General features: G+C 70.7%; 10 protein-coding genes. 4 read left to right on the top strand and 6 right to left on the bottom strand.

Features of this window, described 5'->3' with window-relative positions:
* Nucleotides 1–137: 137 nt before the first annotated feature.
* Genes ACWEPX_RS19835 through ACWEPX_RS19820 form a run of 4 tightly spaced genes read left to right on the top strand, consistent with a single transcriptional unit; the run spans nucleotide 138 to nucleotide 4,928 of the window.
* Nucleotides 138–1,553: a family 2B encapsulin nanocompartment shell protein gene (locus tag ACWEPX_RS19835; RefSeq protein WP_451898662.1), complete on the top strand. Its 1,416-nt coding sequence runs from the start codon at nucleotides 138–140 to the stop codon at nucleotides 1,551–1,553.
* A gap of 34 nt (nucleotides 1,554–1,587) precedes the next feature.
* On the top strand, nucleotides 1,588–2,898 hold the full coding sequence (locus ACWEPX_RS19830; protein WP_451898825.1) for a family 2B encapsulin nanocompartment shell protein: 1,311 nt from the start codon (nucleotides 1,588–1,590) through the stop codon (nucleotides 2,896–2,898).
* Between the two features lie 25 nt (nucleotides 2,899–2,923).
* Nucleotides 2,924–4,099, top strand: a complete 1,176-nt coding sequence (locus ACWEPX_RS19825) for a family 2 encapsulin nanocompartment cargo protein terpene cyclase (protein ID WP_451898661.1) — start codon at nucleotides 2,924–2,926, stop codon at nucleotides 4,097–4,099.
* Nucleotides 4,083–4,928 (top strand): geranyl diphosphate 2-C-methyltransferase, encoded by an 846-nt coding sequence (locus tag ACWEPX_RS19820; RefSeq protein ID WP_451898660.1) that lies wholly within the window; start codon nucleotides 4,083–4,085, stop codon nucleotides 4,926–4,928. Before ACWEPX_RS19825 ends, ACWEPX_RS19820 begins: the two co-directional genes overlap by 17 nt.
* Nucleotides 4,929–5,164: 236 nt before the next feature.
* Here the strand turns inward: ACWEPX_RS19820 and ACWEPX_RS19815 are convergent, their stop codons facing one another.
* From ACWEPX_RS19815 to ACWEPX_RS19790, 6 genes are all read right to left on the bottom strand, one after another.
* Nucleotides 5,165–5,875: a peptidyl-tRNA hydrolase gene (locus ACWEPX_RS19815; protein WP_451898659.1), complete on the bottom strand. Its 711-nt coding sequence runs from the start codon at nucleotides 5,873–5,875 to the stop codon at nucleotides 5,165–5,167.
* On the bottom strand, nucleotides 5,872–7,089 hold the full coding sequence (gene serB, locus ACWEPX_RS19810) for a phosphoserine phosphatase SerB (RefSeq protein WP_451898658.1): 1,218 nt from the start codon (nucleotides 7,087–7,089) through the stop codon (nucleotides 5,872–5,874). Before serB ends, ACWEPX_RS19815 begins: the two co-directional genes overlap by 4 nt.
* A 55-nt stretch (nucleotides 7,090–7,144) precedes the next feature.
* Entirely contained in the window at nucleotides 7,145–8,917 is a 1,773-nt protein-coding gene (ctaD, locus tag ACWEPX_RS19805; RefSeq protein WP_451898657.1) for an aa3-type cytochrome oxidase subunit I, read from the bottom strand.
* Between the two features lie 130 nt (nucleotides 8,918–9,047).
* Complete coding sequence (locus ACWEPX_RS19800) at nucleotides 9,048–10,325, bottom strand: aldehyde dehydrogenase family protein (protein WP_451898824.1); 1,278 nt, start codon at nucleotides 10,323–10,325, stop codon at nucleotides 9,048–9,050.
* Entirely contained in the window at nucleotides 10,313–10,900 is a 588-nt protein-coding gene (locus ACWEPX_RS19795) for a TetR/AcrR family transcriptional regulator (protein WP_451898656.1), read from the bottom strand. The genes ACWEPX_RS19800 and ACWEPX_RS19795 overlap by 13 nt, the downstream gene beginning before the upstream one ends.
* 13 nt (nucleotides 10,901–10,913) lie before the next feature.
* Complete coding sequence (locus ACWEPX_RS19790) at nucleotides 10,914–11,603, bottom strand: M50 family metallopeptidase (protein WP_451898655.1); 690 nt, start codon at nucleotides 11,601–11,603, stop codon at nucleotides 10,914–10,916.
* Nucleotides 11,604–11,670 lie beyond the last annotated feature (67 nt).

The raw sequence follows: 11,670 nt of genomic DNA, 5'->3' as shown, positions 1-11,670 counted from the left end.
GAAGGCGTGCAATTCTGCACACGTTCGAGCGACTGTACGCCTTGTGATCAGCGCTGATAGCTTCGTCACCCGGTGATCACAACCGCTTTTAGTCCCCTATTCGACGACAACAATCCCTGAATTGGCGGTGCGGCGTAGTGACAGTGACCGAACCGGTCGAGCCCCAGACCGAGGAGAACGCTTTTCCCACCAGCCTGGGCACGGCTGCGGCCCGAAATCTGGCGACGACGACCAAGTCCGTGCCGCAGATGCAGGCGATCACCTCGCGCTGGCTGCTGCGCGTGCTGCCCTGGATCGAGGCCAAGGGCGGCACCTTCCGGGTGAACCGGCGGATGAGCTACGCCGTCGGCGACGGCCGCGTCACCTTCGCCAACATCGGCGACCGGGCCCAGGTCGTGCCGCCGGAGCTGTGCGAGCTGCCGCTGCTGCGCGGCTTGGACGACCTCGACACCCTGACCGCGCTCGCCGAGCGCTTCGAGCAGCGCGAGTACCAGCCCGGCGACGTGATCGTGGAGTTCGGCAACCCGTCCGACCACGCCTTCCTCATCGTGCACGGCCGGGTGAAGAAGATCGGCACCGGGCAGTACGGCGAGCCCACCGAGCTCGGCGTGCTCGCCGACGGCGACCACTTCGGCGACGAGACGCTGGCCGACCCGCAGAGCATGTGGGAGTACACGGTCAAGGCCGAGACCTCCTGCGTCGTGCTCGTCCTGCAGCAGGCGGGCTTCGACGAGGTGCTGCGCCAGTCGGAGCCGCTGCAGACGCAGCTGCACCAGTTCCAGGAGCGCATGTCGCGCAACCGCAACGAGCACGGCGAAGCGAAGATCGAGATGTCGGCCGGGCACGAGGGCGAGGCCGAGCTGCCGGGCACCTACGTCGACTACGAGCTCTCCCCGCGCGAGTACCCCCTCAGCGTCGCCCAGACGGTCCTGCGCGTGCACACCCGCGTCGCCGACCTCTACAACGAGCCGATGGACCAGGTCGAGCAGCAGCTGCGGCTGACCATCGAGGCGCTGCGCGAGCGGCAAGAGCACGAGATGATCAACAACCCGGAGATCGGCCTGCTGCACAACGCCGACTACGCCAACCGCCTGAACACCCGCAACGGCCCGCCGACCCCGGACGACCTCGACCAGCTGCTGTCGGTGGTGTGGAAGGAGCCCACGGCGTTCCTCGCGCACCCGCGCACCATCGCCGCCATCGGCCGGGAGTGGAACAAGCGCGGCATCTACCCCGACCCGATCGACTTCAGCGGGCACAAGATCCCGGCCTGGCGGGGCGTGCCGATCCTGCCCTGCAACAAGATCCCGGTCAGCGAGACCCGGACCAGCAAGATCATCCTGCTGCGCGCGGGCATGGAGAACCAGGGCGTCATCGGCCTGCACCAGACCGGCCTGCCGGACGAGTACAAGCCCGGCCTGTCGGTGCGCTTCATGGGGATCAACGAGAAGGCGATCATCTCCTACCTGGTCAGCGCCTACTACTCCTGCGCCGTGCTGATCCCCGACGCGCTCGCCGTGCTGGAGAACGTCGAGATCGGCCGGGAGGGCTGACCCGGTGACCACCCAGCTCGTCGCCGAATGGCGCATGAGCCTCAGCACCGCGGCCGCCCGCAACCTGGCCACCACCACCAAGACGCCGCCGCAGTCGCAGGAGATCACCGACCGGTGGCTGCTGCGGGTCCTGCCGTGGGTGGAGGCCAGGGGCGGGGCCTACCGGGTCAACCGCAGGCGCGTCCCGCTCGCGGGCGACGGCCTGGTCGGGTGCACCGCCATCGGCTCGCTGTACCGGGTGATCCCCGCCGAGCTGTCCGAAGTGCTCAGCGGCTTCGCGGAGGAGGACGTGCTCTCCGCGCTGGCCGACCGCTTCGAGCAGCGGGAGTTCGCCGCGGGCGACGCGCTGCCCACCGACGCGGTGACCGTGGTGGCGCACGGCCGGGTGAGCAAGGTCGGCCGCGGCGAGTACGGCGACCCCGTCGCGCTCGACGTGCTCGGCGAGGGCGGCTGCGTCGGGCAGGAGGCGTTCCGGGGCGGCGAGCCCCGCTACACCGTCGAGGCCGTCACCGACGTGATCGCGCTGAGCCTGCCCCGGGCGGCGCTCGCCGAGGTCCTGGACAACGCCCCGCAGCTGCGGGCGCACCTGTCCCGGCGGCCGCCAGCGGTGAACAAGAAGGGCGAGGCCGAGGTCGCGGTCGCCTCCGGGCACACCGGGGAGCCGGTGCTGCCCAGCACCTACGTCGACTACGAGCTGCACCCCCGCGAGTACGAGCTGAGCGTCGCCCAGACCGTGCTGCGCATCCACACCCGGGTGTCCGACCTGTACAGCTCCCCGATGAACCAGGCCGAGGAGCAGCTGCGGCTGACCATCGAGGCCCTGCGCGAGAAGCAGGAGCACGAGATGATCAACAACCGGGAGTTCGGGCTGCTGCACAACGTGGACCCGACCCAGCGCATCCGCTCCCGCTCCGGCCCGCCCACGCCCGACGACATGGACACGCTGCTGAGCCGCAGGCGCAAGACCAAGGTCCTGCTGGCGCACCCGCGCACGATCGCCGCGTTCGGGCGGGAGTGCAGCAGGCTCGGCCTGCACCCGCCCGCGGTCGTCGTCGAGGGCACGCGGCAGGCGTCCTGGCGCGGCGTGCCGCTGCTGCCCTGCGACAAGATCCCGATCGGGCCCAGCGGCACCAGCGCGGTCATCGCCATGCGGACGGGCGAGGAGAACCAGGGCGTGATCGGGCTCCACCAGACCGGCCTCCCCGAGGAGCACCAGCCGGGGCTGAGCGTGCGGTTCATGGGCATCAGCGACAAGGCGATCGCGTCCTACCTGGTCACCACGTACTACTCGGCGGCCGTGCTCGTCCCCGACGCGCTCGGCGTGCTCGACGGCGTCCAGCTCTGAAGCGACCCGCTCGGAGGAGACAACCATGTCCGTACTGTCGCGGGTCTTCGCGCCCGCGTCCGCGTCCGAGCTGGCCGACGCCGCGCGCGCCATCCTGTCCAACCTGGATGGCGCGCCCGGCGCGCTGGCCGACCTGATCCCGCACAAGCCGCACCCGCTGCTGTCCGGGCCGACCGGCCTGGGCACCGCGGCGGCCCGCCTGGCCCGGGTCGAGCCCGCCGAGACCGACGACCACGGCCTGTTCTGCCCCGGCGCGGTCCGCGACGACCGCGCGCTGGGCAAGCTGGTCAACGACCAGCTCATCGACTGGGCCGCCGAGGTCGGCATCTACCCGGGGCAGGCCGACAAGCTGCACAAGGCCGACTTCGGGCGGCTGATGATGCTGGCCCACCCGGGCACCGACGACCCCGACCGGCTGCTGGCCGCGGCCAAGTGCGTCCTGGCCGAGTGGGCCACCGACGACCACTTCGTCGACGAGGAGTCGATGGGCGCCAACCCGGCCGTGCTGGGCGAGCGGCTGGGCCTGACGCACGCGGCGATGGACCCGGTGGACCTGCCCGCGGCCTACGTGCCCGAGCTGACCAAGGCCCTCGACGCCGAACCGGTGGCGGTCGCCTACCGCTCGGCGATGGAGCACCTCTCGGAGTACGCCTCCCCCGCGCAGGTGCTGCGGCTGCGGCACCAGCTGTCGATCATGTTCATGGCCTACAACCACGAGGCGATCTGGCGGGTCTCCGGCCGCATCCCGCCGGTCTGGGAGTACCTGACCCACCGGCACCAGAACAGCTTCCTGCCGCCGATGACCCTGGTCGACCCGGTCGCGGGCTACGAGCTGACCGCGTCGGAGTTCGCCCACCCGGCCGTGCGGCGGGTGTTCTCGCTCGCGGGCACCGCCAGCGTCGTCCTCAACGACGTCTACTCCAACGCGAAGGAGACCGACGACGACTTCGACCTGCCGAAGGTGATCCGCACCGAGGAGGGCTGCTCCCCCAAGGAGGCCCTCGACCGGACCGTCGAGATCCACAACGAGCTGATGCACACCTTCGTCGTGGAGGCCGCCGCGCTCAGCGCGACCGGGTCCCCCCAGCTCCGCCGGTTCCTCGCCGACATCTGGGCCTGGCTCGGCGGCAACCGCGAATGGCACAGCACGACCGCGCGATACAACGCATCCGAGGAGAAACCAGATGACGATGTCCGCTGACCCCGTACTGCGCACCGCGTACCAGCAGTCCATCGCCGAGTACTGGAACAACGAGCAGGACCCGGTCAACCTGCGGCTCGGCGAGGTCGACGGGCTCTACCACCACCACTACGGCCTCGGCGACTACGACCCCGCGGTGCTCGACGGCCCCGACGAGGCGATCATCGCCGAGCTGCACCGGCTGGAGTCGGCGCAGGCGGACGTGCTGCTGGACCACCTCGGACCGATCCAGCCCACCGACGCGCTGCTGGACGCGGGCTCCGGGCGCGGCGGCACCTCGTTCATGGCGAACCGGCGGTTCGGGTGCGCCGTCGACGGGGTGAGCATCTCGCAGAAGCAGGTCGACTTCGCCAACGCCGAGGCGAGCCGCTGGGGCGTGGCCGACCGGGTGCGGTTCCACTTCCGGAACATGCTCGACACCGGCTTCGACACCGGCTCGCGGCGGGGCATCTGGACGAACGAGACGACCATGTACGTCGACCTGTTCGACCTGTACCGGGAGTTCTCGCGGCTGCTGGTGCACGGCGGGCGGTACGTGTGCATCACCGGGTGCTACAACGACGTGACCGGGGGGCGGTCGAAGGCCGTCAGCCAGATCGACGAGCGCTACACGTGCAGCGTGCACCCGCGCAGCCAGTACTTCAAGGCGCTGCAGGCCAATGGGCTGGTGCCGATCAACGTGGTGGACCTGACTCCGCAGACGATCCCGTACTGGGAGTTGCGGGAGCGGTCTTCGGTGGCTACTGGGGTGGAGAAGTCGTTCTTGCAGGCTTATCGGGAGGGTAGTTTCCACTACCTGCTGATCGCGGCCGACAAGGTCGGCTTCTGACGGCTGGGGTTTGAAGCCGGTTGAAGAGCCGGTTTCCAATAGGGCGGAATTGAAGAGAATCGGGTTCGGGGTGTTGCTCCCTCTGGCTTGATTGTTTAACCCTGGGAGGGCGGCGTCAAGGGCGCCTGCGGCGTCGCTGCGCGACCGGCTGCGCCGGCCCTTGACACCGCCCTCCCAGGGCTAACTGCTGCCAGGACGAGGGAGCAGGGGGAAGAGCGGTCGAATACCTACCGGCGTTACGGGGTGGTGGCGTCTTTTGGCCACTGGGCGATGACCGTGACGGTGCCGGGGTCTACTTCGGTGTAGCCGGCATCTTGTACGGGTACTGCTCGGTCTGATTCCCACGTGGTGATGGTGTTTGCGGCCCAGAGGGGTTGTGGGGGCTTGCGGACGGCGCAGTGGTGGTTCCAGGTGGAGAGGTCTATTCCGGAGGCTTCCGCGTAGGCGGCCAGGAGCATGGAGCCGTGGCCTACTTGGGCGGCCAGTTTGCCCACGGTCATGGTGACGGTGGGGTTGATCCAGAGGACCGGTTGGTCGGGGCGGGGTGGGGGTGGGGTGTCTTCGGGGAGTTCGGTGCCCGAGATCTGGAGCCTGGCGACCTGCTTGGGGGTGTCCGGGATGGGGCAGGGGAGCAGGGCTCGGGCTTCGGCGCCGTCGATGGTGGCGGTGATGCCCGGGAGGTCCTGGACGGCGGCCCAGTGGGCGCCGCGGGCGCGGCGGGTGACCTTGCGGATGCGGCCGTCGATCCAGGCGGCGACCTGGGGGTGCCACTCGCCGCCCTCCTGGGCGCGGGGGTCGAGGCAGAGGGCCACGGCGGCGGCTGCGGCGGCTTCCAGCAGCGGGGTGCGGCCGGGGAGGTCGCGTTCGATGCGCAGGACCACCGGCATGGCGCGGACGACGTCCGGTTCCTCGCCATGCCGGTGGAACAGGCCCGACAGGACGCTCATAGGCGCGATGGCGGGATGCCGTCGGCCAGGTCGGCGGCCTCCACCTCGGCGCGGGTGACGCCCAGCAGGAAGAGCACGGCGTCGAGGTAGGGGTGGGACAGGGCGGTGTCGGCCACCTCGCGCAGCGCGGGTTTGGCGTTGAAGGCGACGCCCAGGCCCGCGGTGGAGAGCATGTCGATGTCGTTCGCGCCGTCGCCGACGGCCACGCACTGGGCCAGCGGGATGCCGTACTGGTCGGCGAAGCGGCGCAGGGCGGTGGCCTTGCCGGGGCGGTCCACGATCTCGCCGACCACGCGGCCGGTGAGCTTGCCGTCGACGACCTCCAACTCGTTCGCCGCGGCGAAGTCCAGGCCGAGGTCGTCCACCAGGTGGTCGATGATCGTGGTGAAGCCGCCGGAGACCACGCCGCAGCGGAATCCCAGGCGCTTGAGCGTGCGGATCGTCGTGCGGGCGCCCGGGGTCAGTTCCAGGTCGGCGGCGACCTCGGCCAGCACCGACTCCGGCAGCCCGGCCAGCGTCGCCACCCGGCGGCGCAGGGACTCGGCGAAGTCCAGCTCGCCGCGCATGGCCGCCTCGGTGACCTCGCGGACCTCGGCCTCGCAGCCCGCCTTGGCCGCGAGCATCTCGATGACCTCGCCCTGGATGAGGGTGGAGTCCACGTCGAAGACGATCAGGCGCTTGGCGCGGCGGGAGAGCAGGTCGCGCTCGACGGAGATGTCCAGGCCGACGCGGGTGGCCACCTCGACCAGGGCCGACCGCAGGGCGGCGTCGGCGGCCTCGGTGTCGTCGTCCACCGAGACGCGCAGCTCCAGGCCGGTCACCGGGTAGTCGGCGACCCGGCGGATCGAGTCGATATTGGTGCCCAGGGCGGCCAGGCGGCGGGCCACCTCGGTGAACGCGCGGGCGGTCATCGGCGCGCCCAGCACGACGACGACGTGCGAGGAGCCGATGCGGGCCTGCGAGCCCGGGTCGGCGCCGACCTCGACGTCGACGCGCATGGCCACCGAGGCCATCGCCTGCTCGACGGCCTCCTGCAGGCCCTCGGCGTCCCGGTCGGTGGCCACCAGCACGCCCAGCACGAGCTGGCCGCGGATGACCACCTGCTCGACGTCGATGAGCTCCACCCCGTGCCGGGTGAGCACGGCGAAGAGGACCGAGGACACACCGGGCTTGTCGGGGCCGGTGACGGTGACCAGCACTGGCGTTGGTGCCACGAGAAGAACCCCCTCACAACCGCGAGGCCCCGCGTGAGCGGGGCCTCGGGGTGTCTTAGTTCGGCAGCGTGGGATCGCCCTTGGAGATCTCGTCGGGGTTCATCTTCTCCGCGACGATCTCCGACGGGGCGGGGCGGTGCTTCGCCGAGCCGACGCCCACGTACTTGTCGTGGTGGGTCTGTTCGATCATGTGCGGGTAGTGCAGGTCGAACGCCGGACGCTCGGAGCGGATCCGGGGCAGCTCGGTGAAGTTGTGGCGCGGCGGCGGCGAGCTCGTGGCCCACTCCAGGGAGTTGCCGTAGCCCCACGGGTCGTCGGCGGTGGTGATCTCGCCGTAGCGGTAGCTCTTGAAGATGTTCCAGATGAACGGCAGCGTCGACGCGCCCAGGATGTACGCCCCGATCGTGGAGATCATGTTGAGCGTGGTGAACCCGTCGGTGGGCAGGTAGTCGGCGTAGCGGCGGGGGAAGCCCTCGTTGCCCAGCCAGTGCTGGACGAGGAACGTGCCGTGGAAGCCGATGAACGTGGTCCAGAAGTGCAGCTTGCCCAGCGGCTCGTCGAGGAACCGGCCGGTGATCTTCGGGAACCAGAAGTAGATGCCCGCGAAGGTGGCGAACACGATCGTGCCGTAGAGCACGTAGTGGAAGTGCGCGACGACGAAGTAGGTGTCCGAGACGTGGAAGTCGATGGCCGGGGCGGCCAGCAGCACACCGGTCAGGCCGCCGAAGAGGAAGGTCACCAGGAAGCCGACGCTGAACAGCATCGGGGTCTCGAAGGTGAGCTGCCCCTTCCACATCGTGCCGATCCAGTTGAAGAACTTCACACCGGTCGGGACGGCGATGAGGAACGTCATGAACGCGAAGAACGGCAGCAGCACCGCGCCGGTGGCGTACATGTGGTGGGCCCACACGGTCATCGACAGGGCCGCGATGCCCAGGGTCGCGTAGATCAGGCCGCGGTAGCCGAACAGCGGCTTGCGGCTGAACACCGGGATGATCTCGGAGACGATGCCGAAGAACGGCAGCGCGACGATGTAGACCTCGGGGTGGCCGAAGAACCAGAACAGGTGCTGCCAGAGGATGACGCCGCCGTTGGCGGGGTCGAACACGTGCGCCCCGAGCTGGCGGTCGGCCAGCAGGCCCAGCAGCGCCGCGGTCAGGATCGGGAACGCCAGCAGCACCAGGATGCTGGTGATCAGGATGTTCCAGGTGAAGATCGGCATCCGGAACATGGTCATGCCGGGGGCGCGCAGGCAGACGATCGTGGTCAGCATGTTGACCGCGCCCAGGATGGTGCCGAGACCGCCGACGACCAGACCGGTGATCCACAGGTCGGCGCCCACGCCGGGCGAGTGGATCTTGTCGGACAGCGGGGTGTAGGCGAACCAGCCGAAGTCCGCCGCGCCGCCCGGGGTGAGGAAGCCCGCCATCACGATCAGGCCGCCGAAGAGGTACAGCCAGTAGGAGAAGGCGTTGAGCCGCGGGAAGGCGACGTCCGGGGAGCCGATCTGCAGCGGCAGGATGAAGTTGGCGAAGCCGAAGAGGATCGGGGTCGCGTACAGCAGCAGCATCACCGTGCCGTGCATGGTGAACAGCTGGTTGTACTGCTCCTGGGACAGGAACTGCTGCCCCGGCACGGCCAGCTCGCTGCGGATCAGCATGGCCATCGCGCCGCCCACCATGAAGAAGGCGAACGACGTGACCAGGTACATGATGCCGATCTGCTTGTGGTCCGTCGTGCGGAACAGCCGCAGCAGGTACGAACCCTTGGCCTTCGCGCCGGCCGGATAAGGCCGCGTGGCGATCGGCTTGGGGGCTACTGCAGTCACTCCTGCCTCCTGCACTGCCTGGTGGTGGGACTTACTCGCGGGTACCCGACGAGCACCCGGGAGGATCGTAGCCCTCGGCGCGGCGCCGAGCGCGCCTGGGCTCCGCCGGGTTCACGCGCAGTTGCCCAGGTCACAACTGGCGGGCGGGTCGGACCGCGTACTGGCGCAGGGCCAGGTCGGTGAAGGTGACGGGGCCGCGCGGACCGGGCACGCGGTCGAGGTTGATGCCGGTCTCGGGCACGCCCAGCAGCTTGAAGCCGTCGAGCAGGCGGGTCGGGGCGTTCCAGAACACCCCGGTGCCGGTGTACCCGGCGAAGAAGGCGTCCGCGGCGGCCTCGTCGGTGGTGACGATGCCCGCCGCCAGGCCCGAGGTGTCCTCGTTGGCGATCCGGACGGCGTGGTGCAGATCGTCGACCGGGGCGATGGTGACGGTGGCCTCGCGGGCGCCGTCGAGCGCCCACTCGTAGCCGATCGGGTGCTCGTGCGGGGGCAGCGACGCCCGCACGCCCGCGCGGTCCAGGGCGGACTGGATGGTGGGCAGCGCGGTCTCGTAGACGGCCTTGTGGACGAGCAGCAGGTTGAGCCGGTTGCAGACGCCGAGTCGGTCGAGGCTGCGGGTGATGAGGTCGGCGGCGAAGTCCGGGTCGGCGTGCACGTCGTAGTAGAGGACGCCGCCGCCGTCGGCGTGCGCGAGCGTGCGGACGCCGTGCTGGGCCGCCCTGCGGTCGAGCTCGCGGGTGGTCTCCCCGCTGCCGCGCACGATGACCAGCGGGACGAGGTCGGGCAGCTCGACCAGCGCGCCCGCCGCGGCCCGGTCGGGGGTGGGGACGAGCTGGATGGCGTCCTCATCGATGCCCACATCGGACAGGCCGGGGGCGATGACCCGCTCGATGAGCGCCTGGGCGCTGGCCAGGGCCGCCGACCCGGTGCGCAGCACGCCCGCGTTGCGCGACTTGACCAGCTGGGAGGCCACGTCGACGGTGACGTTCGGGCGGGCCTCGTAGTTCGCGCCGATGACCCCGACGGGCTTGCGGACCTCGATGAGCTCGAAGCCGCCGTCGAGCGCGCCGACCACGCGCGATGCGGGCGGGTGCGGCACGGCGGCCAGCAGGCGCAGCTGCTCGGCCATGCCGTCGAGGCGCTCCTCGGTGATGCGCAGGCGGTCGAGCAGGCCGCCGCTCATGCCCGACCGCTCGGCGGCGGCGACGTCGGCGGCGTTGGCCTTGAGCACCGCGTCGCGGGCCGAGGACAGCCGGGCCGCCATCTCGCCGATGGCCGCGTCGATCGCCTCGTCGGTGGCGGCGGCCAGCGCTGGGGCCGCGCCCTTGGCCCTGGTCGCGCAGCTGCGGACGGTCTCGGCGATCTCGGTCACGGCGTCCCTCTCGGCCGGGCTGGTCAGGTGCCCGATTCTGCCCGGTCGGCGGTCAGCAGGGCGCGCAGGGTGCCGGTGAGGACACCGACGTCAACCGTGGGGTCGATGACCCGTCGGATGCCCAGCCCGATGCCGAGGCTGAGCAGGGCGGTGGCCAGATCGGCCGCGGGCAGGGCGGTGCTCCACCGACCGGCCAGGGCCTCGATGGCGGTCCGCACCGCCTGGTCGCGGGCGGCCAGCTCGGCGCGCAGGGCGGGGTCGCGGTGGGCGTGGACGGCGAACTCGACTTCCAGCACCGTCCAGCCCTGGTCGCCGACCATGCGCTCGGCCCACGCGGCGACGGCGGCGATCGCCTCGTCGGGGGTCCGGCCCGCCACGGCGGCGGCGATGTCGCGCAGGTGGCCCGCGTGGATGTCGTCGAGGACGGCGAGGCACAGCTCGTCCTTGTTGCGGAAGTTGGAGTAGACCGCGCCCTTGGAGAACCCGGCGGCGTCCGCGACCCGCTCCAGGGAGGTCGCGTGGTAGCCGTCGTCGAGGAACAGCTGCCGGGCGGTGGCGATCAGGCGCTCGCGGGTGCGCGCCTGGCTCTGCGCCCTGGTCAGTCGTGCCATGCGGGCAGCGTAATCAGGGCAGGAGCAGCCAGGCGGCGGCGATGGCCAGCGCCGCGGTGTTGATCGCGCCGAAGACCCCGACCCAGAACAGCCCGGGCGCGCCGGTGAGCCGGTGCAGCTGGTCGGCGTCGGAGTCGCGCGCCTGCCCCCGGCGCCGCTTGCGCTGCAGCTCGACCACCGGCCGCACCCCGCCGAGCAGCAGGAACCAGGTGATGAGGTAGGCGAACGCGGCCTTGACCTCGGCGGTGGCCAGCCAGGACACGGCGAACAGGACGCCCCCGGTCACCAGCAGCGACAGCACGCCGTAGAGGTTGCGGACCATCACCAGCACCCCGACCAGCAGCACGGCGCACACGACCAGCACCACCCCGACCCGCTCGGCGAGCAGCAACCCCGCGAACACCAACCCGAGCACCGACGGCGCGAGGTACCCGGCAAGCGCCGTGCACACCATCCCCGGCCCATCGGTCCGCCCCCGCGAGACGGTGACCCCAGAGGTGTCGGAGTGCAGCCTGATCCCCGACAACCGCCTCCCGGCCAACAACGCCACCACCGCATGCCCAGCCTCATGCACGATCGTGACGACATTGCGAGCAGGCCGCCACAACGTCCCCCAGAGGACGACGAGGAGCGCCGCAGCCGCCGTCACCAGCACCACCGCAGCAGGCGGCTGGAACTGCTCCCCGAAGATGTCGGTGATCACCCCCCGATTGTGCCCGCCGGGTGGCGCCTGCCCGCGATCCGGGGTTTCCCCGAGTCCGCTAAAACCA

The organism is Actinokineospora sp. NPDC004072 (genome assembly GCF_053604195.1).
This window is presented reverse-complemented; position numbering and strand designations above follow the sequence as displayed.

Coding starts and splice junctions, on each gene's coding strand:
- ACWEPX_RS19815 (WP_451898659.1), bottom strand. CDS start 5,875: ATGAGCGTCCTGTCGGGCCTGTTCCACCGGCATGGCGAGGAACCGGAC.
- ACWEPX_RS19825 (WP_451898661.1), top strand. CDS start 2,924: ATGTCCGTACTGTCGCGGGTCTTCGCGCCCGCGTCCGCGTCCGAGCTG.
- ACWEPX_RS19820 (WP_451898660.1), top strand. CDS start 4,083: ATGACGATGTCCGCTGACCCCGTACTGCGCACCGCGTACCAGCAGTCC.
- ACWEPX_RS19795 (WP_451898656.1), bottom strand. CDS start 10,900: ATGGCACGACTGACCAGGGCGCAGAGCCAGGCGCGCACCCGCGAGCGC.
- ACWEPX_RS19830 (WP_451898825.1), top strand. CDS start 1,588: ATGAGCCTCAGCACCGCGGCCGCCCGCAACCTGGCCACCACCACCAAG.